Raw genomic sequence first — 22,350 nt, 5'->3', positions numbered from 1 at the left:
GGCCGACAGCGGCCCGCCCCGGCCTGCCTGCCTCCCCGCCCGAGAGCGCCCAATGGCCTTTCGCGTACGGCGAGTCGAACGGCGCCAGCGAGCCTGCCCGGGGCAACCGCGCACACCGTCAGCCATCAGCCCCGCGCATCAGCCCCGCGGAACAGCATCCCCGCCAGCACCCGGAACACCTCCTCCGGCTCCCGCTCACCCACCGCCCCGTCCAGATTGTGGCCGAGCAGCAGCGTCGCGAAGCCGTGCGCCAAGGACCACGCGGCGACCCCGGCGAGGCGGGCGTCGGGGCCGCGGCCCTCGGGAGGTACGGCGGAGACGGCGCCGCTCAGCGCGTCGGCCGCGAGCGCGCGGGCCGTGGCGAGTTCGAGGTCGCCGTCGCGCAGCAGCTCGGGCGCGAACATCACCTGGAAGTGCGCCGGGTGCTCCCGCGCGAAGCGCACGTACCGCACTCCCGCGTCCTTGAGATCCGCCGCCTCCCCGATCGCGGCGGCCAGCAGCCCGAACCCCTCCGCCGCGATGGCCGTCAACAGCCCTGTGCGGTCCTTGAAGTGATGCGCCGGCGCCGCGTGCGAGACACCGGCACGGCGGGCGAGATCCCGCAGGCTCAGCCCGGACGGGCCGTCGGCGGCGATGACGTCGAGCGCGGCGGTGAGGACGGCGTGGCGCAGATCGCCGTGGTGGTACGGGCTTTTGGTGGACCTGGTCGTACTCATGCTCAGCAGCCTACGCCGAATCTAGGCATTGACAAGTTCGGGCGGTTGGGGCAATCTTGTCAGTGTCAAGTTGTGGAACGACCGGGACGCGACGAGGAGTTGTGCCATGTCCGAAGACGCACGTGGAGTGGAGACCGCGAACTACCCCGCCACCGTGGAGTCGGGCCGGGTGCGCCAGCTCTGGCACCTGCTCGAACCCCTGCACGCGGTGCTGTACTACGCGCCGGAGGTCTTCGAGGAGGCCGCCGCGCTCGGCTACGACACCGAGGAGCGCTGGCCGAGCTACTTCCCGCTGCGCGCCGCCCCCTTGGGCCCGGCCGGCGCGGAGCGGGTGACCTCCGCCTTCTACAGCTTCAGCCCCCGCATGGTCGCCGAGCACATCGACCCCGCGTGGCGCATCGCGAGCCCGGACGCGGTACTGAAGGCGAGGCTGCGCGGAATGGACCGGGCCTACCGCGCGATATTCGGCGACCGTGTCGACAGCCCCGAACTCGCGGAGGCCGCCGCCCTGGCCCGCCGCGCCGCCGAGGCGGTCACCACGGCCGGCCGCCCCCTCGCCGCGGCCAACGCCGAGTTGCCCTGGCCCGAGGAGCCCCACCTCCAGCTGTGGCGGGCGGCGACGATCCTGCGCGAACACCGCGGTGACGGCCACCTCGCCGCCCTCCTCGTCGCCGGCCTGGACCCGGTCGAGTCCCTGGTCTCCTTCGCCGCGATAGGAGCCGCCTCCGTGGAGCGCTTCGAAAGCCGGGGCTGGAGCCCGAAGGAATGGTCGGCGGCCCGCGAACGCCTGGTCGCCCGGGGCCTGTTGGACGATCTCGGTACGGCGACGAGGGTGGGCCGTGAGCTGCGCCAGGAGGTGGAGCGCCGCACCGACAGGCTGGCCGCCGGGCCCTGGCAGTTCCTCGGCAGGGCGGACACCGACCGACTCGCCGATCTGCTGGGGGAGTTCTGGGTCGCGGTGCTCGGTTCCGGGCTGCTGCCCTCGGAGTCGACGCTGGGCATCGGCAAGGTCTGAGAGGGGTGTGGGGAGAGAGCGCGGGGAGGGAGTGCGAGGTGGGGGCGCCCGCGCCGACCAGGCCGTGCCGATACACCCGAGTTGCACGTCATGCGCCCCCGGGCCCCATATGTTCGCGACATCTCCGCCGCTAACGTGGGCACCAGGTCAATATCCGCCCCGACAGGGGCGGGGGCCGGGTGAACCAGGGGAGGGGCGCACTGTGATGCGTCTGAGGGGTGGGGCGGCCGTCGCCGTCCTGATCATGTTGTCCGTCGCCGGATGCAAGGACACCACAGGGGCCTCCGGGTCCGAAGCGACGACCGGTGGGGACTCCGGTGGGAACTCCGGTGGCGGCTCCGGCGGGGGCGCGGCTCTCACCGCCGCCGAGTCCCTGACCGTCAAGGGGCGGGCGCCGAAGACCGGTTACTCCCGTGAGCGGTTCGGCACCGCTTGGGCCGACACGGACTCCAACAGCTGCGACACCAGGGACGACATCCTCAAACGGGACCTGAAGCAGGTGAAGTTCACCGGCGGCACCTGCAAGGTGTCGTACGGCGTCCTCGAATCCGATCCGTACTCCGGCAAGGAAGTGACCTACCGTCGCGGGGCCAGCCTCGTCGACATAGACCACCTCGTCGCCCTCTCCGACGCCTGGCAGAAGGGCGCCAAGTACTGGGACGCCAGCAAGCGCATAGCCCTCGCCAACGACCCCCTCAACCTCCTGACCGTCGGCGCGAGCGCCAACCGCAGCAAGGGCGACGGCGACACGGCGACCTGGGTGCCGCCCAAGGCGTACCGCTGCACGTATGTGGCCGCGCAGGTCGCCGTGAAGAAGAAGTACGGACTGTGGGTCACCGCCGCCGAGAAGGCCGCGATGAAGAAGGTCCTCTCCACCTGTCCGGGGCAGAAGCTCCCGTCCGGCGGGAACCCGACGAACGCGCCGAGCAGGTTCCACGCGAAGTGAGCCGCCGGCCAGTCGGAACAAGCCCCTTCCCGTGCAGAGGGTGGTGAGGAATCATGCTGCCTCAGGTCGGCAGCGAAGTAATTGTCTCTTGTGAGCCGGCAAGGGCCCGGGTTGTTTCGGTGAGTACGCGGTACATCACGGTGGAATGGCCATGGAGCGTGGTCGACAACTCCTCCACCTTCCGCTGGGACGGAACTTTCGCGCTGCCTCATGGAGAATCCAATCCGGAATGGGTTCCATATCGGCTCGAACCGACCCCGTCCGAGCTTCGAGCTGGAGATGTCTGTACGGTCTCCATCCCGCCGACACGGCTCTATGTCAGCCACTGCGAGACGTATGACCCTCCGCGCAGCCTGGGTTGGGCTCCCGCGCCCACCGCCGGAATCTATGTAATGCCGCCAGAAAAATTGGACCAGGAGGACGCGGGGTGCATGCTTTATCTGGGCGGCGGCGACCCTATTCGTGTGGATCCGGTCGAGGCTGAACTGTGACCTGAGGACTGGCTGTGTTCTTGGTGTTATGCAGTAGCCACTATTGGCTCTGGCCCTGAAGAGATGTCACGACAGATGTATGTGCCCACGGACCTGCGTTGGGAATGTGCAGTCGCAGAAGAATTTCTCCCTGACCGGTCGGCCGCACGGGGGCAGGATGGCTCCCGGTGCGGCCCGGATCGGTTTTTGCGTCAGGTCCGGGAGAGGGCCTTCGTCCCCGAGAGGAGGGGGATGAGGGTGAAGTTGCCGTCGCCGGTGCCGCAGGTCGGGGTGGTGTCGGTGGTGTTGGAGACCTTGGTTCCGGTGGCGAAACGGCCGTCGCGGGTCGTGGGGACCACCGTGGTGAAGTGGTCGTTGAACGGGCTTTGGCCGTAGTAGTAGACGCACTGCTGGAGATTGACGTAGCGCCCGGCGGTGAGGTCGAGGGCCTTGACGTCGGACAGCAGGGGGACGAGGTGGTACTGGCCTTGTCCCGGGCCGCAGTTGGGGTTTGTGTCGGGGGTGTTGGAGACGTTCGAGTGCGCGGCGAACTCGGAGGCCCCGACGTTCGCGACCGTCGTGATGTGGTCGTGCTGGGCGTCGGAGTAGTAGACGCACTGGTGGAGGTTCAGGTAGCGGCCGGTGCTGAGGTCGAGCGACTGGACGCCTGCCCACGGGGACGACGGTTTGAAGTTTCCGTCACCGGCGCCGCAGGAGCGGCTCGTCCCGGCGGTGTTGGAGGTGTCCGTCCCGGTCGTGAAGCGTCCGTCGCGGCTCGGCACCACGGTGGTGAAGTAGTCGACGGCCGCGGAGGGCAGGTACACGCACTGGTGCAGGTTCAGGTAGTGGCCGGCCTGCGGGGCCTGGACGTCGGCGCTGGCCGTCGATGTCGGTGACACGAACAGAGCGGTGGCGGCGGCTGCGGCGGCGAGCCATGTCCTGGCCCGTCCCTTGTGGCGCACAGGCGTCCCCTTTCTGGGGTTCGAGCTGGCGGTGCGCGATCTTGCGCGGGCTCAGCTCAGCACGTGTGCACGGGAGTCGACCGCGTGTCCTCTCTCCAATCCACCTGAAGGTGTGGGCCGCGTTTTCGATCTCTTGACGGCTGGACCTGCTGTTTTTGCGGGGGACGAGGACATGGCGACCAGTACGCGAGATCAGACGACCGATGCCCGGAAGGGATCGGTGGGGATGATCCGTGCCTTGTCGAAGAGCTGTTCCAGTGCCTCGTGTCCGTGATGCCGGCGGAACTCGACCTCGGCTGTGGTCACCGGCAGGGTCCACAGGATGCGGGCGTGTCCGCCGGGCAGCGGGCAGTGTTCGAGGTCGGGGCCGTGGAGGTAGGGCAGGCTGATCAGCAGGTGGTCGCAGGTCGAGCCGGGTACCCACGGTTCGCCGATCGGCATGCTGTGCTCCAGGTCGAGTTGATGCCCTCCGCAGTGGTAGAAGGCGATCATCGCCATGAGTTCGATGAACCGTTCGTCGCGGACGGGCGCGGTCATGACGAACTCAAGGCCGTGACCGTGCTTCTGCGTCGAGGCCCAGCATCCGGCGGTCACATAGGCCCAGTTGTCGCTGCGGGGACCGGGCTCTACAACGAGGACTCGTAGATCGGGCACTTGATCTCGCCGTTCCGGGCCGAGGGCGCAGTCGACGACGTCCACCGTGTGCCCCGTGAAGAACGTCCGGACGTGTGACTCGACGGCGCCTGCGGCCAGCAGCCTCGTATTGCTCACGGCGCGATCATTCCAGACTGCGATCGACCGACACCGGCCGTTCGTGCAGCGTCCGGGAGCTTGTGGGCCCTGAGCGTGTCAGACCCGCAACGGGGTAGCTTCTGGCTCCAGTTGGCTGAGGCGCGGAAGCGTGACACTCGAAGGTGGAGTGTCACGCTTCCGCGGCCCGGCCGCTCTGCCGTGAACGGCCGCGCGCAGAGGCCGCGGGGTGTTGATGTCGACAGGCGTGGCCAGCCAGGCACCGTCACACGGGTTCGTCCGCGGAGTCGGTGATGACGGGCTCGGGGTCGGTGGGTAAGAGTTCAAGCACGAGGGCCACGGCCGGCGCCTTCGAGTCACGTATGGATACGCGTGTGTGCGTGGGGGAAGTCGCGATCTCCACGCACTCGTTGCCGTCGTCGGGGCCGGAGTGGGACGACTTCCGCCAGTTGTTCATGGGGGTGCCGCACAGCTCTTTCGTCAGCCGGTCGATGAAGCCACGTCCGGGCCTGTGCCGACCTCTGGGGCTGGCAGCCGTCGGCCCGGCACGGCACGCACGGCAAATACGGCTGGTGCGAACTGCTCACCGCGTGACCGGCAACGCCCCCACGAACTTCGGCCCGTCGCCCCGGTGTTGCACCGGAAACGTCACCTTCAGCCCCTGCTCCTGCCCCGCCACCGACAGCCTCGTCGTGAACTGCAATCCCAGGAACGCCTTCTTCGAACCGCCCGCCGAGACGTACGGACGCGGCAGGTTCAGCATCAACTTGCCCGGCTTTCCGCCTCTGTTGCCGTCGAAGAACAGGATTCTCTGGTCGGTCAGGACTATGTAGAACGGGCGTGGAGTGACCGTGGCCATCACCGTGCCCGCGCTCAACACCCCCACCACGGCCGCCGTCAGGGCCTGCTTGCGGACGGACACCGAGCCGATCGCGGCCAGGGAAGTGAACTCGACGCGTTCGCCCTGGAGCAGCAACGGGGCTGCCGCTTCGATGAGTTGGCGGTTTCGGCGGGCGTTCAGGGACATGACGGGACTCCTGGGAGACGTAAGTGCAGACGTAAGTGCAGACGTAAGTACGGATGTGAGTGCAGATGTGAGTACAGAAAGGTGCGGACGCTATGAGCCTCCGGTGAACGGAAGTTGTACGGAAGGTTCGCCGAAGGTCAAGCCGAACCCATGCTCGTCCCATCTCTGACCTGCGCTTTCCCCGGCATCCGCGATGTCACGGGCCTCGCCTAGGATCCGCCGCATGTCATCCGCCCCCGGAGCCGATCCCGGCCCCGACTTCGAACTCGCCTCCGCCTTTCCGGAGGTCACCTGGTTGCGTCAGGCCGCCGCCGCGGCCGACTGGGCAGCGATCCGGCAGTACCACGACAGCCTGCCGCCCGGTACCGACCGGGCCTTCGTCGTGGGCGTGTTGGCCGAGGCCGACGGTTTTGAACACACGCTGCGGCAGCAACTGGCCGCCGTACCCTACGACGTTCTCGCGCTCACCGTGCTCGGAACCCGGCTCATCGAGGCCGGGTGGGAGATACGGACCGACGCGCGGGCCAAGGACGTCAGCCGGGAGCAGTTCAAGGCGTTCCACGAACACCTGGGGGAGGCGGAGCAACTCCTCATGCGGGCAACGGCTTTCGACCCCTCCTACGACGCCGCCTGGGCCGCCCGCCTCACCACCGCCCTCGGTCTGTCGCTCGGGCAGAACGAGAGCCGGCGCCGCTACGACCGGCTGGCCCGCTACCACCCGCACCACTTCACCGGACAGGCCCGTCTCCTCCAGAAGCTGTACCCCAAGTGGGGCGGCACCTGGGAGGCGGCCCACGGGTTCGCGCGCGAGTGTCTACTGGCCGCCCCCGCAGGGGCGTTGAACGGCGGGCTCGTCGCCGAGGCGCACTTCGAGCACTGGCTCGACCTCGGCGCCGACGACAAGCGCACCGAGTACCTGCGACAGCCGCACGTGCACGCCGAGCTCGTCGAGGCCGCCCAACAGTCCGTGTTCCACCCGCAGTTCGCGCGGCCGTACGGCTGGGTCACCGTCCAGGGGAGTTTCGCCGCGATGTTCTCCCTGATCGGCGACACCGCGCAGGCCGCCGCGCATTTCCGGGCGCTCGGCAACCTCGCCTCCGACTTTCCGTGGAGTTACCTCGGCAAGCCCGCCGAGGCGTACGTCCAGCACCGCGACTCTGCCAACTCCGCCCTGAGAGGCCGAAGATGAACCCCCGGGACCCCCAGGACCACCAGGCCTCCCACGACAGTCGGTCCGCCGCCACCCCGAACACCATCCACCTCACCGAAGTCGACGGCATACCTACCCTCTTCGCGTACGCCCCCGGCCCCCTGCGCGCCGGACTCGTCTTCCGCGTCGGCATCGCCGACGAGACCCTCGCCCGCGCCGGTGTCACCCACCTCGTCGAACATCTCGCCCTGTACCGCCAGGGCCTCGCCGACTACCACTACAACGGCGCGACCAAGGCCGCCTTCACCCACTTCCACGTGGAAGGCGCCGAACACGAGATCGTCGACTACCTCCACGGCGTCTGCGCCTCCCTCGCCGACCTCCCCATGGAACGCCTGGAGACCGAGAAGGAGATCCTGCGGACCGAGGAGTCCCGCCGCGAACCCGGCCAACTCCCGCTGTGGCGCTACGGCGCACAGGGGTACGGCCTGGTCAGCTACCCGGAGTGGGGGGTCAGGAACCTGCGCCCGGAGGACGTACGACACTGGACGGAGACCTGGTTCACCGGCGGCAACGCCGTGCTGTGGATCGCCGGCGAGCGCTTCCCCGCCGGACTCGCGCTCAAGCTGCCCCCGGGCACCCGCCGGCCGCTCCCCGCCGTCACCTCCGCGCTCCCCACCACACCCGCCCACTTCTCCGACGGCCAGGGCGGCGTCCTCCTCGACGCCGTCGTCACCGACACCGCCGCCGCCCGCCTCTACGCCGGTGTCCTGGAACGCGAACTCTCCCGCGCCCTGCGCCAGGAGGACGGCAACTCCTACACCGCCGCCACCGACTGCGCCTCCCGCCGCGACGGCCACGCCCTCCTCACCGCCTTCGCGGACTCCCTGCCCGCCAAGCAGGACGCGGTGCTCGGCGGCTTCGTCGACGTCCTCGCCGCGCTCCAGGCCGGCCGTATCGCGCAGGCCGACCTGGACGCCGTACGCACGCGGGCCGACGCGGGACTGACGGCGGCCGACGCGGCCGTACGACGGCTGCCCGGGGCGGCGGAGGACCTGCTCGCCGGACGGCCGCCGCGCGGGCTCGACGAACTGCGGCACGAGCTGTGGTCGGTGACGCCCGGTCATCTGCACGCGGTGGCCCTGGAGGCCGCCGGGACCGCGCTGTTGCAGGTGCCCTCGGGGCACAGCGCGAGCTGGGCGGGGTACGCGGCGGCGCCGACGCGTTCGACGTACGCCGTCACCGGGCGGCGCTTCGACGCGGTCGCCAAGGACGGGTCCGCGCTGGTGGTCGGGGACGACGGGGTCAGCGTGACCGTGCGTGGGCGCGACGGCAGCGACCTCGCGGTGACCGTGCCGTACCGTTCCTGCGCCGCCGTGCTCAGCTGGCCCGACGGCGGCCGGCGCCTCATCGGCACCGACGGTCTCGCCGTCGCCGTGGAACCGGGACTCTACGGCGTCGACGCGCACACGATGGCGATGCTCGACGCGGCCGTACCGCCGCACGCGCGCGTGCAGTTGCCGCCGCGGCAGAGCGCCCCGCGCGCGGAGGCGCCCGCATCGGCGCCGGCCGCCGGGAGCGGTGCAGCCGCGCCCGTCCGGCGCACCGGCGGACAGACCGCCGCGATGGTCGCGCTCTTCCTGCTGGGCGGACTGTTCGCCTTCGTCGCGCTCGCGACGACGGTCTTCGGCCACGACCCCGACAGCGGCACCGGCGAATGGCTCGGCCTCTCCGGCTTCCTGTGGGCCGTCACCGGACTGATCGTCTGGCCCGCGGTACGGATCCTGCGGCGCACCCGGCCGGTGTGACCCACCGCAGGCACGGGATCTACCGCAGGTACGGGTTCCCCTGCTGCGGAGGCACCGGCATGCCCACGTACAGCTGCTGCTTCGGGGGCGGGGTGTCGAACATCCCGAACAGCAGCAGTCCGGCGGCCATCAGCATGGTCACCACGACCGCGAGACCGAGGAACCCGTCACCGCTCGAACTGCCGTCGGACGCCGCCCACGGCAGGGTCACGCACTCGTAGAGCGCGAAGGACGCGAACGCGCCCCAGTCCGAACCCCGCCCGCGGCGGATCGCCGCGTACAGGAAGGGCACCCATATCAGGAGGCCGCACGACCCCCAGGCGAGGAACACCCAGGCGATCCGTTGTCCCCAGCCGGCTTCCAGCCGTTTTGCCATGTCAACCCCCCAAGGTCGGCCCAAGGTTATGGCACGGGCCGCCGCCCGGGGGACGAACGGCCATGTGAACCGTCCCGCGACCCGGCGGACGCCCGCCGCGCCCGCGCACTGGTACGGCGTTTGTCCGGTCCGCGTTCCCCGGTACGGGAGTTTTTGCCGTGTCGTGAGGGAATCTTGTGGCGATCGAGAGAATTCGTTTTCCGGACCGAAGGACACCGTCGATTATCGTGCGATTCGCTGGGTCCCAAGTCCCGCGCGCGCACGGACAGTTCCGTACCAGGGCCGTACGGCCGTACTCCTACGGCAGTCCCACGGCGTCGCCGCGCCGGACCCGCGCAGCTTCCGGGCCCTCAGGGGGCCGACAGATTTTCCGGCGGACGTCGTACACGTCCGCTTGTCATGAACAGGGGTGGGGTTTTTCGTGTCCGAGCATCGGCAGTCGAAGAAGCGCAGATACATCGCATGGGGCGTCGCGGGTGCCGCCGTCGTCGCCGGAGGCGGTATCGCCGCGCAGACCTCGATGGCCGCCACCACCTGGCCCGCGCAGAAGACCTACACGGGCCGCGCCTTCGACACCTGCGCCGCCCCCTCCCTCGCCGCGATGAAGGCCTGGCACGGCGGCCTCTACGGCGCCGCCGCCGTCTACATCGGCGGCAAGAACCGCGGCTGCAGCCAACCCAACCTCACCGCCTCCTGGGTCAAGTCCCTCACCACGGTCGGCTGGAAGTTCATCCCGCTCTACGTCGGCTCCCAGCCGTCCTGCGGCTCCGGCGGCTCGGTGAAGATCAGCGCCACCACCGCGGCGGCCGTCGGCAAGAGCGAGGCGGACGACGCGGTCGCCAAGTCCGCGGCCCTCGGCTTCAAGGCCGGCAGCCCGGTCTACCTGGACATGGAGTCGTACGACACGACGAACACGGCCTGCAACAACGCCGTGCTGACCTATGTGCGCGCCTTCGACAAGGAACTGCACGCCAAGATCTACCGCAGCGGCATCTACGGCTTCAGCAGCTCCAGCGCCAAGGCGATCGCGACCGCGACCGACAAGACGGACCTGCCGGGCAACCTCTGGTACGCGCTGTGGGACAAGGTCAACACCACGACCTCCGACTGGCCTTGGGGCTCCACCCAGTTCACCAACCACAGCCGCGCCCACCAGTACCTGGTCAACAGCAAGGAGACCCGCGGCGGTTACACGATCACCGTGGACCGTGACGCGTGGGACGCGCCGGTGGCCATCACCGGCTGAGGGCGACGAGGATGCTGAAGGCGCTCACGCGCGCGGGGCACGCCATGGCCGCCGGACTGCGTGCGCTCGGCGCCCGTACCGTCGCCATGATCGCGACAGCGCTCGCCGTCGCCCTCGCGGTGATCGTGACCGGAATCGTCCTCTCCAGGCACGACATCAGCCCGGCCGTCCCCGCCGCCCGGGCGCGGCACTCCACCGACACCGAGGCCTGCCTGCTCACCGACCGGCAGGGCATCGAGGGGAGCCCCGCCGCCACGGTCTGGCGGGGCATGCAGGACGCGTCGCTCAGGACGCACACGCGCGTGAGCCACTCCTCGGTGACCGGCGAACAGAGCACCGCGAACGCGCGCCCCTTCCTCGACGCCATGCTCCAGCGCTCCTGCGAGGTCGTCCTCGCGGTGGGCGGCGTCGAGGTGAAGGCGGTGCAGGAGACGACGGGGCGGTACGCGAATGTCGGCTTCGTGCTCGTGGGCAGCGGCGGCGGCAGCGCGGACAGGACCGGCACGAACGTGTCCTGGGTCCCCCTCGGCGACGGCCTCCGCGCGGCGGTCACCGCGGCCGTGGAACGAGCGGTGGACGCCCTGGAGTAGCGCACGCGTGCGTGCCGGTACGTGCCGGTGCCCGAAGTCCTCGTGAATCGTTGGTCGAATGGGTTGGCCACAGGCGACCCACTGCCTAACATCGATCACCGCAAGACTTTGTGCACCGTCGCACAATCTCCTCGGGAGGCTCCCTTGCACCGCCGCCGTCGCACCGCGCTCGTCCTCACCGCCGTGATCGCCGCCGCGGCCCCCGCCCTGACCGCCTGCGGAAGCGAAGCGCATCCCGGCGCGGCGGCCGTCGTCGGCGGGCAGCGCATCACCGTCGCGCAGTTGCAGAGCCGGGTCAACGAGGTGCGCGTGGCACAGCGGGCGGCCGTCCAGGACCAGGCACAGTACACGCGGGCCATCGCCACCACCGGCGGCCTCACCCGCGAGACGCTCTACGGCATGGTCTTCGACCAGGTCGTGCACCGCGCCGCACAGGACGCCGACGTCAACGTCACCCGCAAGGACATCCAGGACATGCGGGCCGCCCTCGCCCAGCAGGCGGGCGGCTCCAAGGCCCTGGAAGCGACCTGGCTCGCGCAGTACGGCGTCCCCCCGCAGCGCCTCGACGACAACCTCCGCCTCCAGGTGGAGGGCCGCAAACTCGCCGCGAAGCTCGGCACCGACACTAGCCAGCCCGCCTTCTGGAAGGCCCTGTCGACCGCCTCCAAGGAACTCCACGTCGACCTCAACCCGCGCTACGGCACCTGGGACGTGGAGAAGAGCAGCCGCGTCGACGCCAAGACACCGTGGGTACGCGAGGTCACGGCGGCGCTGACACAGCAGTCGGCGTAACGGTACGGCGGACACGGCGTCCGCAGGGCCGCCCACCGCCCTGTGGACAACTCGTGGGGCTGTCGGCGGCGTGAGTTACGTTCGGTGTGTGAACGCAACCAGCCCCGGTCCCGAGAGTCCGCCCGCTCCCGGCCGTATCGTCCTGCTCACCACCAGCCACCGTGTCGCCCCCGGCCTGCTGTCCTGGCCCGCCTGGGAGGCGCTGCGCACCGCGGACCGCGTGCTGTGCGCGGACGCCGCGCATCCGCAGCTGCCGTATCTGAGCGAGGCCGGCATAACCGTCGTCGAGGCGTCCCCGACCGCCGAGGAACTGGTCGCCGCCTGCGAGGGCGGTCATACGGTGGTGATCGTGGCCACGGGCGAGGGCGAACCGGCGCTGACCGACGGCCTGGCCCGCCTCGCCGGCTCCGGCCGCGTGCAGATGCCCGAGCTGGAACTCCTCCCCGCCTCCTACGACCTCCCGGGCGCCCGCCTCCTCGACCTCGTCCAGGTCATGGACCGCATCCGGGTCGAGTGCCCGTGGTCCTCCCAGCAGACGCACAAGGGCCTGGCGAAGTACGGCATCGAGGAGGCGTACGAACTCGTCGAGGCGATCGAGGAGGGCGACCGCGACGAACTGCGCGAGGAGTTGGGAGACGTCCTCCTCCAGGTCGTCTTCCACGCCCGCATCGCGGAGGAGGACCCCGACACCCCCTTCTCCATCGACGACGTGGCCGCCGGCATCGTCACCAAGCTGATCCACCGCCACCCGCACGTCTTCGGCGACGAGACCGCGTCAACTCCCGAGGAGGTGAAGGCACATTGGCTGCGCACGAAGGCGGAGGAGAAGCGCCGCACCTCTATCACCGAGGGCGTCCCCATGGGCCAGCCCGGCCTCGCCCTCGCGGCGAAGCTGGCATCACGCGTGCGGACGGCGGGACTTGAGGTGCCGTTGCCGAAGGGGGACGACGGCATCGGCTACGAGCTGCTCGCGCTGGCGGTGCGTGCCGAGGCCGAGGGCGTGGATCCGGAGGCGGCCCTGCGGGCGGCGGGGCGGGCTTATCGGGATGCGATCACGGGAGTTGAAGGGGGCGGCGGCGAGGTGTGACGCAACAGGGTGTCCGGGGAGTCCTCGGCGGACACCCCGCCGCCCGCACTGCCCTCGTGGAGCGTGCCCCCGCCCCGGATACCGTCAAGGAGTGACAGACCAGCCGCACCCCGACTCCTCCGCCCCCGAACTCTTCACCTGGGAGTTCGCCACCGACCCCTACCCCGCCTACGCCTGGCTCCGTGAGCACGCCCCCGTGCACAGGACACGACTGCCCAGCGGGGTGGAGGCCTGGCTGGTCACCCGGTACGCCGATGCCAAGCAGGCGCTCGCCGACCCGCGGCTGTCCAAGAACCCCGCGCATCACGACGAACCGGCGCACGCCAAGGGCAAAACCGGTATCCCGGGTGAGCGCAAGGCCGAGTTGATGACGCATCTCCTCAACATCGACCCGCCGGACCACACCCGGCTCCGACGGCTGGTCAGCAAGGCGTTCACACCCCGCCGGGTGGCCGAATTCGCGCCCCGGGTGCAGGAGTTGACGGACCAGCTCATCGACCGGTTCGCGGGGAGCGGCTCCGCCGACCTCATCCACGACTTCGCCTTCCCGCTCCCCATCTACGCCATCTGCGATCTGCTCGGCGTCCCCCGCGAGGACCAGGACGACTTCCGGGACTGGGCGGGCATGATGATCCGGCACGGGGGCGGGCCGCGAGGCGGAGTCGCGCGGTCCGTGAAGAAGATGCGCGGCTATCTCGCCGACCTCATCCACCGCAAGCGCGCGGCCCTCCCCGACAGCCCGGACCCGCTGCCCGGCGAAGACCTCATCTCCGCCCTCATCCGCGCCTCCGACCAGGGCGAGCACCTCACCGAGAACGAGGCCGCGGCGATGGCCTTCATCCTGCTGTTCGCCGGCTTCGAGACGACCGTCAACCTCATCGGCAACGGCACGTACGCCCTCCTCACCCACCCCGAGCAGCGCGCCCGCCTGGAGAAGTCCCTCGCCGCGGGCGAACACGACCTCCTCGAAACCGGCGTCGAGGAACTCCTGCGCTACGACGGCCCGGTGGAGCTGGCGACCTGGCGGTTCGCCACCCGCCCCGTGACCCTCGGCGGGCAGGACATCGCGGTCGGCGATCCCGTACTGGTCGTCCTGGCCGCGGCGGACCGCGATCCGGAGCGGTTCGCCGATCCCGACGTCCTCGATCTCGGACGGCGTGACAATCAACACCTGGGTTACGGCCACGGCATCCACTACTGCCTCGGCGCCCCGCTCGCCCGCCTGGAGGGACAGACCGCGCTCGCCACCCTCCTCACCCGCCTCCCCGACCTCCAACTCGCGGCGGATCCGGCGGACTTGCGCTGGCGCGGTGGGCTCATCATGCGCGGACTGCGCACGCTGCCAGTGGAGTTCACTCCCGGAGCGACCACACCAAACCCGTAAACCCGGACCGAACAGGCCATCTCGCCCCGTAAACCCGAAGGTGACAGTTCCTCAAGTCTGTGATCTTCACGTGATCTACGTGGCATTAACTTGTGACAAGTGATCGACTGCGGCTACGTTCGAATATCAGCGCGGCGCCCCGCAGCACCCGTCGCGCGCTCCCTCCAGTCGTCACGCGAAAGGCCTCCGCATGCTCTCCGGGAACGGTCGTCACCGTCGCCCCCGTCAGGCTCCGGCAATCCTCGTCGCGGCCGGCGTGACCGGCTCCGCCATCGCCATCCCGCTCCTCGGCGCCGCCGCCGCGAACGCCGCCGACGGCACCACCTGGGACAAGGTGGCCCAGTGCGAGACGGGCGGCTCCTGGAGCGAGAACAGCGGCAACGGCCACTACGGCGGGCTGCAGCTGACCCAGGACGACTGGAACAAGTACGGCGGCCAGGACTACGCCCCCACCGCCGACCTCGCCAGCCGCTCCCAGCAGATAGCCGTCGCCGAGAAGATCCTCGACGCCAAGGGCACCTCCGAGTGGATCACCTGCGCGCTGGTCGCCGGCCTCACCACGACCTCGGGTTCGACGAACGTCGACACCGGCCTCGCGAGCGACTCGCCGTCGACCGGCGCGACGGACTCACCGGGTTCTTCGGGTTCCTCCGACTCCTCCGGCTCCTCGGACTCTTCCGATGCCTCCGGATCGTTCGGCTTGTCCAACTCCGGAAACGCGGAGCCGACCTCGTCCGACTCGCAGAGTCCGACACCCTCCGCGACGGACAACCCCACCAAGTCCGACAAGTCCACCACCCCTTCGGTGGACGACAGCTCGGCCAGCGCCTCCCCGAAACTCGACGAATCGGACAACTCGGAGCAGGCGGTGGGCAAGTGGAGCCTCGTCGACACCGGCGCGCTCGGCGACTCCGCCGATGAAGGTGTCGAGCAGCAGAGCACCGGCAAGCATCGCGGAGCGAGCGCCGAGGAGAGCGTGACGCCCGAGACGTACACCGTCCGTGCCGGCGACTCCCTCGCGTCCATCGCCGACTCCCTTGACTTCGACGGCGGATGGCGCGCGCTCTACGCCGAGAACAAAAAGGTGATAGGCGCCGATCCGTCCGCTGTCGTCGCCGGTCAGACCTTGGACGTCAGTGCTGAAACGGGCGGAAAGTAGCAGCAAAGCAGCGGGAGTTCACGTCACGCTTCGCGTCGAATGTCCGCTTTGGTGAAAGTGTGGGATGAGTCTCAGAAGCCCTGATCGTCTTTGAAATTCCGCCGATTCCCTGTCTACGGTCAAGGCCGCTCGTCACCACGAGCCCCGGCTGCCGCACACGCCGAGTCCTGCCAGCGGCCTCCGGGAACAGTCGTCGCGTCAAGCGCCGTAGGCAGGAGCGGGGGACCCAAGGTAAGTGCCGGGCCCGGGAGTCGAGAGACGACCGGAACCGGCTTGGGGTTAAGTCGCGCACCGCGAGGTGCGTGGCCGGGCAACTCACACGGCCCGAACCCGACAGCTCACCTCGTAGGCGTCGGTGAGGGGATTGGGATCTTCCATGCTGTTTTCCAGCAAGGGCAAGCACCGCCGTCCGTCCAAGGCCACCCGCGTCGCCACGCTCGCCGGCGTGACCGGCGTCGCCATCGCCGCCCCGCTCATGGCGACCGGCACCGCCTCCGCCGCCACCGCCTCGGAGTGGGACACGGTCGCCAGCTGCGAGTCCGGCGGCAACTGGTCGATCAACACCGGCAACGGCTACTACGGCGGCCTGCAGTTCTCCGCCTCGACGTGGGCCGCGTACGGCGGCACCGCCTACGCCTCCACCGCCAACCAGGCCTCCAAGTCGCAGCAGATAGCCGTGGCCGAGAAGGTTCTCGCCTCCCAGGGCAAGGGTGCCTGGCCCGTCTGCGGCACCGGCCTGTCGAGTGCCACGTACTCCGGCGGCAGCTCCAGCTCGTCGAGCAGCTCGAACAGCTCCTCCAAGAGCACCACCGAGCGCTCCACGTCCAACACGACCGCCTCCCGCTCCGCCGAGCGTCCGGCCGCCAAGAAGACCGTCACCACCCCGACCGGCAAGAAGGTCAAGAAGGGCGACGGCGAGTACAAGGTCGTCAAGGGCGACAGCCTCAGCAGCATCGCCGAGAAGCACAAGGTCAAGGGCGGCTGGCAGCAGCTGTTCAAGCTGAACAAGGACATCATCGACGACGCGGACGTCATCTTCCCGGGTCAGCAGCTGCACCTTAAGTAGCACTCAGCTGAACCACAGCGCCCTCACATCCGTGGACTCCATCATGGAGACCTCGTGAGGGTCACCCCCGTCCCCCACGGGCTCCCCGCTCCGGTGCGTGTTCCCCCGTACGCACCGGGGCGGGGCTTTTTGTTTCCGCTTCAGGGAACCTTTTTGTTCCGTTCGGAAACAATTTACTCTCGGTTCTGTCCATCAGGCGGCCGACCGGATGGCCAATCGCCCCGAGCCGGTTAGGCTCGTCTCGCAGAGCCGCTGCGGTGTTGCCGTAGCCGCGTCAGACCCCAAGAAGGAGATGCTCGTGCCGTCCATCGACGTCGTCGTAGCCCGGGAAATCCTGGACTCCCGAGGCAACCCCACGGTCGAGGTCGAGGTCGGCCTCGACGACGGCAGCACGGGTCGTGCCGCCGTTCCCTCCGGCGCCTCCACGGGTGCCTTCGAAGCCATCGAGCTGCGTGACGGCGACCCCAACCGCTACGGCGGCAAGGGTGTCGAGAAGGCCGTACTCGCCGTCATCGAGCAGATCGGCCCGGAGCTGGTCGGCTACGACGCCACCGAGCAGCGCCTGATCGACCAGGCGATGTTCGACCTGGACGCCACCGACAACAAGGGTTCCCTCGGCGCCAACGCCATCCTCGGCGTCTCCCTCGCCGTCGCGCACGCCGCCTCCGAGGCGTCCGACCTCCCCCTCTTCCGCTACCTGGGCGGACCGAACGCGCACCTGCTGCCCGTTCCGATGATGAACATCCTGAACGGCGGCTCGCACGCCGACTCGAACGTGGACATCCAGGAGTTCATGATCGCCCCGATCGGCGCGGAGTCCTTCTCCGAGGCGCTGCGCTGGGGCGCCGAGGTCTACCACACCCTCAAGAAGGTGCTGAAGACCAAGGGCCTGTCCACCGGCCTCGGCGACGAGGGCGGCTTCGCCCCGAACCTGGAGTCCAACCGCGCCGCCCTCGACCTCATCGTCGAGGCCATCAAGCAGGCCGGTTACATCCCCGGCGAGCAGATCGCGCTCGCGCTCGACGTCGCCGCGTCCGAGTTCTACAAGGACGGCAAGTACGAGTTCGAGGGCAAGTCCCGCTCGGCCGCCGAGATGACCGAGTACTACGAGGAGCTCGTCTCCGCGTACCCGCTCGTCTCCATCGAGGACCCGCTGTACGAGGACGACTGGGCCGGCTGGAAGGTCATCACCGACCGCATCGGCGAGAAGGTCCAGATCGTCGGCGACGACCTCTTCGTCACCAACCCCGAGCGCCTCGCCCGCGGCATCGAGGAGGGCGCCGCCAACGCCCTGCTCGTCAAGGTGAACCAGATCGGCTCGCTGACCGAGACCCTGGACGCCGTCGAGATGGCCCAGCGCAACGGCTTCAAGTGCATGATGTCCCACCGCTCCGGCGAGACCGAGGACGTCACCATCGCCGACCTCGCCGTCGCGGTGAACTGCGGCCAGATCAAGACCGGCGCCCCGGCCCGCTCGGACCGCGTCGCCAAGTACAACCAGCTGCTCCGCATCGAGGAGATCCTCGACGACGCGGCGGAGTACGCGGGCCGTTCGGCGTTCCCCCGCTTCAAGGGCTGACCCATACCGGGCTAAGCCTTAGCCAGTCGTACGTACGTCCCCGCACCCGGTCCCGTACCGTGTGCGGGGACGTACGCACGTGTGAAGGGGAGGCGGGACATGGCCGTGAAGGACCGGGACCGGTTCTCCACCGCGACCAGGCTCAAGCTGCTCGGCGAGCAGACGGCGGCCCGTGTCTACCGCTCCCAGACCAAACGGCAGGCCCGCCGCTCCCGGCTCACCGGCCGGGCGGCCCTCCTCGCCCTGGTGCTGTGCTCGCTGATCGTGGCGCTGGCGTACCCGATAAGGCAGTACGTCTCCCAGCGCGCCGAGATCTCCGACCTGGAGCGGCAGCAGGCACAGGCCAAGCAGCGCGTCGAGCAGCTCCGCGACCTCAAGGCGCGCTGGCAGGACGACTCGTACGCGGAGCAGCAGATCCGGCAGCGGCTGCACTACGTGATGCCCGGGGAGACGGGCTACATCGTGATCGACCCGGACGCGGCCAAGCAGTCGCGCGCCGAGCTGGGGGCGGCCGACCGCCCCTGGTACTCGAACGTCTGGGACGGCGTCGACAAGTCCGACGCCTCCGACCAGTGAGAACCACCAGTGAGAACTGACCCATAGAAAGACGTCCTGAAGACAGTCATGGAAACGCCCCCGCCGTCCACTCCGCGCACCGAGCCCACCGACGCGGATGTCGAGGCCTTCAAGCAGCAGCTCGGGCGTCCGCCGCGCGGCCTGCGCGCGATCGCGCACCGCTGCCCGTGCGGACAGCCCGACGTGGTGGAGACGGCCCCCCGCCTCCCCGACGGCACTCCCTTCCCGACGACGTACTACCTCACGTGCCCGAAGGCCGCCTCGGCGATCGGCACCCTTGAGGCGAACGGCGTCATGAAGGAGATGACGGCCCGGTTGCGGACGGACCCCGAACTGGCCGCCGCGTACCGTGCCGCGCACGAGGACTACATCGCGCGCCGCGACGCCATCGAGGTCCTGGAGGGCTTCCCGAGCGCGGGCGGCATGCCGGACCGCGTGAAGTGCCTGCACGTCCTCGTGGGCCACTCCCTGGCCGCGGGCCCGGGCGTCAACCCGCTCGGCGACGAGGCCCTCGCGATGCTGCCGGAGTGGTGGGCGAAGGGCGCGTGCGTACAGCCGCTGGCGGCACCGGACCGGGCCGACGAACTGACCGCCGAGACCGCCGAGACCGTCGAGTCCTCCGATCCCACCGCGATCCGCAGCGCGTACTTCTCCTACGTCCCGCTGCTGGAGGAGGGTTTCAGCCGTGTCGCGGCGGTCGACTGCGGTACGAACTCCATCCGGCTGCTCGTCGCGGACGTGAACCCGGCCACGGGTGAACTGCGGGAGCTGGACCGGCGGATGACGATCGTGCGGCTCGGCCAGGGCGTGGACAAGACCGGCGAGCTGGCCCCCGAGGCGCTGGAGCGGACGTTCGCGGCCTGCCGTGAGTACGCGGAGGTGATCCGGGAGAAGGGCGCCGACAAGGTCCGTTTCGTGGCCACTTCGGCCTCGCGGGACGCCTCGAACCGCGAGGACTTCGTCCGTGGCGTCGTGGACATCCTGGGCGTCGAGCCGGAGGTCATCACCGGCGACGAGGAGGCGGCACTCTCCTTCACCGGGGCGACCAAGGAACTGACGGGCCGGGACGACCTGGCCAAGCCGTATCTCGTCGTCGACATCGGCGGCGGCTCCACGGAGTTCGTCGTGGGCGACGACCAGGTCCGGGCCGCCCGCTCCGTGGACATCGGCTGCGTCCGCATGACCGAGCGCCACCTCGTCACCGACGGCAAGGTCGCGGACCCGCCGACCCGGGAGCAGGTGGCGGCGATGCGCGCGGACATCGAGGAGGCCCTCGACCTCGCCGCGAAGACGGTCCCGCTGCGCGAGGCCCGCACCCTGGTCGGCCTGGCCGGCTCGGTCACCACGGTCTCGTCGATCGCCCAGAACCTCCCCGAGTACGACACGGAGGCCATCCACCACTCCCGTGTCTCCTACGACCGCGTCCGCGAGATCACGGACTCCTTGCTGACCTCCACCCACGCCGAACGCGCCGCGATCCCCTCCATGCACCCGGGCCGCGTCGACGTCATCGGCGCGGGCGCCCTCGTCCTCCTCTCGATCATGGAGCGGACGGGCGCGACGGAGGTCGTGGTGAGCGAGCACGACATCCTGGACGGCCTCGCGTTCGGGCTCGCCGCCGAGGCGGCGGAGGAGCCCGCAGAGGCCTGAGCGGACCCCGAATTATTACTGGTCGGTAGTAAACTCCTGAGCAGCCCATATAACGTATGAGCGGTTGCAGGGGGCGCTCGCCACCCCCTCCGGAACGTGTCCGTAAGAAAGTTCGTGAAGTTCTTCACAAGGAATTCTGTCCAGTTGGACGACTGGACCGCCCCGGTTGGCCCGTCCGGGGCCGCGGGGGGCTCGGGAGCGTGCTCGGCGGGCCGGTGCGGGAGTGATTCGGGGGAGTTTCGGAGGGGTGTCGCGGAGGTGTGGTCCAGGGGGTCCGGCGGGACAGAGGAGCAGCTCACGCGGCCTTGACAACGGGGCGAACCGCACCGCGGTTCACCCCGTGCGAGGTGACCTGGATCATGCGAGTCGCGGAGGATAACACAGCCCCTGTGGAAGCTTGTGAAGGGGCGCACGAGCGACCCCCCAGGGGCAGGTGGATACTCGATGGCATGAGCACCACGGAGCGTCCCAGGATCCTCGTAGTAGGCGGTGGGTACGTAGGCCTGTACGCAGCTCGGCGCATTCTCAAGAAGATGCGCTACGGCGAGGCGACCGTCACGGTCGTCGACCCCCGGTCGTACATGACCTACCAGCCCTTCCTCCCCGAAGCCGCCGCCGGCAGCATCTCCCCTCGGCACGTCGTCGTCCCGCTGCGACGCGTACTGCCCAAGGCGGAGGTCCTCACCGGCCGGGTCACCACCATCGACCAGGACCGCAAGGTCGCCACGATCGCCCCCCTCGTGGGTGAGGCGTACGAGCTGCCTTTCGACTACCTCGTCATCGCGATGGGCGCGGTCTCCCGCACCTTCCCGATCCCCGGCCTCGCCGAACAGGGCATCGGCATGAAGGGCATCGAGGAGTCCATCGGCCTGCGCAACCACGTCCTTGAGCAGCTCGACAAGGCCGACTCCACCACCGACGAGGAGATCCGCCGCAAGGCGCTCACCTTCGTCTTCGTCGGCGGCGGTTTCGCCGGCGCGGAGACCATCGGCGAGGTCGAGGACATGGCCCGGGACGCGGCCAAGTACTACACCAACGTCTCCCGCGAGGACATGCGCTTCGTCCTCGTCGACGCCGCCGACAAGATCCTCCCGGAGGTCGGCCCCAAGCTCGGCCTCTACGGCAAGGAGCACCTGGAGAGCCGCGGGATCGAGATCTACCTCTCGACCTCGATGGACTCCTGCGTCGGCGGCCACGTCGTGCTGAAGAACGGCCTTGAGGTCGACTCCAACACGATCGTGTGGACGGCCGGCGTCAAGCCGAACCCCGTTCTCTCCCGCTTCGGCCTCCCGCTCGGCCCGCGCGGTCACGTCGACGCCCAGCCGACCCTCCAGGTCACCGGCACCGACTACGTCTGGGCCGCCGGCGACAACGCCCAGGTGCCCGACATCGCCGCCCGCAAGGCCGGCGTCGAGAACGCCTGGTGCCCGCCGAACGCCCAGCACGCGCTGCGCCAGGCGAAGGTCCTCGGCGACAACGTGATCTCCGGTATGCGGGGCTTCCCGCAGAAGGAGTACTCGCACGCCAACAAGGGTGCCGTGGCCGGCCTCGGCCTCCACAAGGGCGTCGCCATGATCGTCATGGGCAAGGTGAAGATCAAGGTCAAGGGCCGTCTCGCCTGGTACATGCACCGTGGCTACCACGGTCTGGCGATGCCGACCTGGAACCGCAAGATCCGCGTCTTCGCCGACTGGACGCTCGCGATGTTCCTCAAGCGCGAGGTCGTCTCGCTCGGCGCCATGGAGAACCCCCGCGAGGAGTTCTACGAGGCCGCCAAGCCGGCGCCGGCTCCGGCCGCCGCCAAGACCGAGGAGAAGGCCAAGGCCTCCTGACCTCCGGTCATGCCTGACCCGTAGTACCCGTAGTACGCCCGAAGGGGCCGTCCGCCATCCGTGGTGCGGACGGCCCCTTCGGCGTTCCCGGCGCCCCATGTCTACATGTCCTCTACATCTGTTTTGCCTACTCGTAATGCCCAAGCAGGACTGCGAGCGGGCCTGGCCG

At 69.5% G+C, this 22,350-nt stretch carries 22 protein-coding genes, 2 pseudogenes and 1 riboswitch; of the genes and pseudogenes, 18 read left to right on the top strand and 6 right to left on the bottom strand.

The window, feature by feature from the left end; all coding sequences use genetic code 11:
• Positions 1-125: 125 nt before the first annotated feature.
• Entirely contained in the window at positions 126-716 is a 591-nt protein-coding gene (locus ACIBJH_RS03810; protein WP_399115209.1) for a TetR/AcrR family transcriptional regulator, read from the bottom strand.
• Positions 717-822: 106 nt separating this feature from the next.
• On the opposite strand from ACIBJH_RS03810, the gene ACIBJH_RS03805 reads away from it, so the two are divergent.
• The 3 genes from ACIBJH_RS03805 (at position 823) to ACIBJH_RS03795 (ending at position 3,168) form a co-directional block, all read left to right on the top strand.
• Positions 823-1,731 carry a hypothetical protein gene (locus ACIBJH_RS03805; protein ID WP_399115208.1) on the top strand — a complete coding sequence of 303 codons (909 nt, stop codon included), beginning with the start codon at positions 823-825 and terminating at the stop codon, positions 1,729-1,731.
• A gap of 205 nt (positions 1,732-1,936) precedes the next feature.
• A complete protein-coding gene (locus tag ACIBJH_RS03800) occupies positions 1,937-2,677 on the top strand; it encodes an HNH endonuclease family protein (protein WP_399115207.1) in 741 nt (246 codons plus the stop codon).
• A gap of 53 nt (positions 2,678-2,730) precedes the next feature.
• On the top strand, positions 2,731-3,168 hold the full coding sequence (locus ACIBJH_RS03795) for a hypothetical protein (protein ID WP_399115206.1): 438 nt from the start codon (positions 2,731-2,733) through the stop codon (positions 3,166-3,168).
• Between the two features lie 191 nt (positions 3,169-3,359).
• On the opposite strand, the gene ACIBJH_RS03790 is transcribed toward ACIBJH_RS03795, so the two are convergent.
• The 3 genes from ACIBJH_RS03790 to ACIBJH_RS03780 form a co-directional block, all read right to left on the bottom strand.
• The gene (locus ACIBJH_RS03790; RefSeq protein WP_399115205.1) at positions 3,360-4,109 is read right to left on the bottom strand and encodes a hypothetical protein; all 750 of its coding nucleotides are present in this window, start codon (positions 4,107-4,109) and stop codon (positions 3,360-3,362) included.
• A 192-nt stretch (positions 4,110-4,301) separates the two neighbouring features.
• Positions 4,302-4,880 carry a suppressor of fused domain protein gene (locus ACIBJH_RS03785; protein WP_399115204.1) on the bottom strand — a complete coding sequence of 193 codons (579 nt, stop codon included), beginning with the start codon at positions 4,878-4,880 and terminating at the stop codon, positions 4,302-4,304.
• A gap of 244 nt (positions 4,881-5,124) precedes the next feature.
• Positions 5,125-5,316: a DUF397 domain-containing protein gene (locus tag ACIBJH_RS03780; RefSeq protein ID WP_399115203.1), complete on the bottom strand. Its 192-nt coding sequence runs from the start codon at positions 5,314-5,316 to the stop codon at positions 5,125-5,127.
• A 44-nt stretch (positions 5,317-5,360) separates the two neighbouring features.
• Here ACIBJH_RS03780 and ACIBJH_RS03775 point away from each other — a divergent pair.
• A pseudogene (locus ACIBJH_RS03775) lies at positions 5,361-5,453 on the top strand (ATP-binding protein); the annotation flags it as partial.
• Here ACIBJH_RS03775 and ACIBJH_RS03770 read toward each other — a convergent pair.
• Positions 5,443-5,886 (bottom strand): hypothetical protein, encoded by a 444-nt coding sequence (locus ACIBJH_RS03770; protein WP_399115202.1) that lies wholly within the window; start codon positions 5,884-5,886, stop codon positions 5,443-5,445. The pseudogene ACIBJH_RS03775 and the gene ACIBJH_RS03770 overlap by 11 nt on opposite strands.
• Positions 5,887-6,109: 223 nt before the next feature.
• Here ACIBJH_RS03770 and ACIBJH_RS03765 point away from each other — a divergent pair, with 223 nt between their 5' ends.
• Complete coding sequence (locus ACIBJH_RS03765) at positions 6,110-7,075, top strand: hypothetical protein (protein ID WP_399115201.1); 966 nt, start codon at positions 6,110-6,112, stop codon at positions 7,073-7,075.
• Positions 7,072-8,844 (top strand): insulinase family protein, encoded by a 1,773-nt coding sequence (locus ACIBJH_RS03760; RefSeq protein WP_399115200.1) that lies wholly within the window; start codon positions 7,072-7,074, stop codon positions 8,842-8,844. The genes ACIBJH_RS03765 and ACIBJH_RS03760 overlap by 4 nt, the downstream gene beginning before the upstream one ends.
• Before the next feature lie 19 nt (positions 8,845-8,863).
• Here the strand turns inward: ACIBJH_RS03760 and ACIBJH_RS03755 are convergent, their stop codons facing one another.
• On the bottom strand, positions 8,864-9,220 hold the full coding sequence (locus ACIBJH_RS03755) for a hypothetical protein (RefSeq protein ID WP_399115199.1): 357 nt from the start codon (positions 9,218-9,220) through the stop codon (positions 8,864-8,866).
• Positions 9,221-9,641: 421 nt separating this feature from the next.
• On the opposite strand from ACIBJH_RS03755, the gene ACIBJH_RS03750 reads away from it, so the two are divergent.
• From ACIBJH_RS03750 to ACIBJH_RS03695, 12 genes and pseudogenes are all read left to right on the top strand, one after another.
• Positions 9,642-10,466, top strand: coding sequence for a glycoside hydrolase domain-containing protein (locus tag ACIBJH_RS03750; protein WP_399115198.1), 825 nt, complete (start codon positions 9,642-9,644; stop codon positions 10,464-10,466).
• Between the two features lie 11 nt (positions 10,467-10,477).
• Positions 10,478-11,056: a hypothetical protein gene (locus ACIBJH_RS03745; RefSeq protein WP_399115197.1), complete on the top strand. Its 579-nt coding sequence runs from the start codon at positions 10,478-10,480 to the stop codon at positions 11,054-11,056.
• Positions 11,057-11,200: 144 nt separating this feature from the next.
• Positions 11,201-11,848 carry a SurA N-terminal domain-containing protein gene (locus tag ACIBJH_RS03740; protein WP_399115196.1) on the top strand — a complete coding sequence of 216 codons (648 nt, stop codon included), beginning with the start codon at positions 11,201-11,203 and terminating at the stop codon, positions 11,846-11,848.
• A gap of 88 nt (positions 11,849-11,936) precedes the next feature.
• Positions 11,937-12,935, top strand: a complete 999-nt coding sequence (locus ACIBJH_RS03735; protein ID WP_399115195.1) for a nucleoside triphosphate pyrophosphohydrolase — start codon at positions 11,937-11,939, stop codon at positions 12,933-12,935.
• A 91-nt stretch (positions 12,936-13,026) separates the two neighbouring features.
• Positions 13,027-14,319 (top strand): cytochrome P450, encoded by a 1,293-nt coding sequence (locus tag ACIBJH_RS03730; RefSeq protein WP_399115194.1) that lies wholly within the window; start codon positions 13,027-13,029, stop codon positions 14,317-14,319.
• A gap of 190 nt (positions 14,320-14,509) precedes the next feature.
• Positions 14,510-15,478: a transglycosylase family protein gene (locus tag ACIBJH_RS03725; RefSeq protein WP_399115193.1), complete on the top strand. Its 969-nt coding sequence runs from the start codon at positions 14,510-14,512 to the stop codon at positions 15,476-15,478.
• Positions 15,479-15,671: 193 nt separating this feature from the next.
• Positions 15,672-15,845, top strand: a riboswitch (cyclic di-AMP (ydaO/yuaA leader).
• A 9-nt stretch (positions 15,846-15,854) separates the two neighbouring features.
• Positions 15,855-16,544, top strand: a complete 690-nt coding sequence (locus ACIBJH_RS03720; protein ID WP_399115192.1) for a transglycosylase family protein — start codon at positions 15,855-15,857, stop codon at positions 16,542-16,544.
• Positions 16,545-16,836: 292 nt separating this feature from the next.
• A complete protein-coding gene (eno, locus tag ACIBJH_RS03715) occupies positions 16,837-18,123 on the top strand; it encodes a phosphopyruvate hydratase (RefSeq protein ID WP_399115191.1) in 1,287 nt (428 codons plus the stop codon).
• Positions 18,124-18,222: 99 nt separating this feature from the next.
• On the top strand, positions 18,223-18,699 hold the full coding sequence (locus tag ACIBJH_RS03710) for a septum formation initiator family protein (protein ID WP_200712249.1): 477 nt from the start codon (positions 18,223-18,225) through the stop codon (positions 18,697-18,699).
• Between the two features lie 48 nt (positions 18,700-18,747).
• Positions 18,748-19,152 (top strand): annotated as a pseudogene (locus ACIBJH_RS03705) (DUF501 domain-containing protein); the annotation flags it as partial.
• Between the two features lie 213 nt (positions 19,153-19,365).
• Positions 19,366-20,349, top strand: coding sequence for an exopolyphosphatase (locus tag ACIBJH_RS03700; RefSeq protein ID WP_399115595.1), 984 nt, complete (start codon positions 19,366-19,368; stop codon positions 20,347-20,349).
• A 449-nt stretch (positions 20,350-20,798) separates the two neighbouring features.
• Complete coding sequence (locus ACIBJH_RS03695) at positions 20,799-22,181, top strand: NAD(P)/FAD-dependent oxidoreductase (protein WP_399115190.1); 1,383 nt, start codon at positions 20,799-20,801, stop codon at positions 22,179-22,181.
• Positions 22,182-22,350 lie beyond the last annotated feature (169 nt).

This window comes from Streptomyces sp. NPDC050548 (genome assembly GCF_044457385.1).
GTDB lineage: Bacteria > Actinomycetota > Actinomycetes > Streptomycetales > Streptomycetaceae > Streptomyces.
Note: the sequence above shows the minus strand (reverse complement) of the source record. Positions and strands in the feature narration are given on the sequence as shown.

What these genes read in the sequence shown, in the direction of transcription:
- ACIBJH_RS03810 (WP_399115209.1), bottom strand. Translation starts at nt 716, where the DNA reads ATGAGTACGACCAGGTCCACCAAAAGCCCGTACCACCACGGCGATCTG.
- ACIBJH_RS03805 (WP_399115208.1), top strand. Translation starts at nt 823, where the DNA reads ATGTCCGAAGACGCACGTGGAGTGGAGACCGCGAACTACCCCGCCACC.
- ACIBJH_RS03800 (WP_399115207.1), top strand. Translation starts at nt 1,937, where the DNA reads ATGCGTCTGAGGGGTGGGGCGGCCGTCGCCGTCCTGATCATGTTGTCC.
- ACIBJH_RS03795 (WP_399115206.1), top strand. Translation starts at nt 2,731, where the DNA reads ATGCTGCCTCAGGTCGGCAGCGAAGTAATTGTCTCTTGTGAGCCGGCA.
- ACIBJH_RS03780 (WP_399115203.1), bottom strand. Translation starts at nt 5,316, where the DNA reads ATGAACAACTGGCGGAAGTCGTCCCACTCCGGCCCCGACGACGGCAAC.
- ACIBJH_RS03770 (WP_399115202.1), bottom strand. Translation starts at nt 5,886, where the DNA reads ATGTCCCTGAACGCCCGCCGAAACCGCCAACTCATCGAAGCGGCAGCC.
- ACIBJH_RS03765 (WP_399115201.1), top strand. Translation starts at nt 6,110, where the DNA reads ATGTCATCCGCCCCCGGAGCCGATCCCGGCCCCGACTTCGAACTCGCC.
- ACIBJH_RS03760 (WP_399115200.1), top strand. Translation starts at nt 7,072, where the DNA reads ATGAACCCCCGGGACCCCCAGGACCACCAGGCCTCCCACGACAGTCGG.
- ACIBJH_RS03755 (WP_399115199.1), bottom strand. Translation starts at nt 9,220, where the DNA reads ATGGCAAAACGGCTGGAAGCCGGCTGGGGACAACGGATCGCCTGGGTG.
- ACIBJH_RS03745 (WP_399115197.1), top strand. Translation starts at nt 10,478, where the DNA reads ATGCTGAAGGCGCTCACGCGCGCGGGGCACGCCATGGCCGCCGGACTG.
- ACIBJH_RS03725 (WP_399115193.1), top strand. Translation starts at nt 14,510, where the DNA reads ATGCTCTCCGGGAACGGTCGTCACCGTCGCCCCCGTCAGGCTCCGGCA.
- ACIBJH_RS03720 (WP_399115192.1), top strand. Translation starts at nt 15,855, where the DNA reads ATGCTGTTTTCCAGCAAGGGCAAGCACCGCCGTCCGTCCAAGGCCACC.
- eno (WP_399115191.1), top strand. Translation starts at nt 16,837, where the DNA reads ATGCTCGTGCCGTCCATCGACGTCGTCGTAGCCCGGGAAATCCTGGAC.
- ACIBJH_RS03710 (WP_200712249.1), top strand. Translation starts at nt 18,223, where the DNA reads ATGGCCGTGAAGGACCGGGACCGGTTCTCCACCGCGACCAGGCTCAAG.
- ACIBJH_RS03695 (WP_399115190.1), top strand. Translation starts at nt 20,799, where the DNA reads ATGAGCACCACGGAGCGTCCCAGGATCCTCGTAGTAGGCGGTGGGTAC.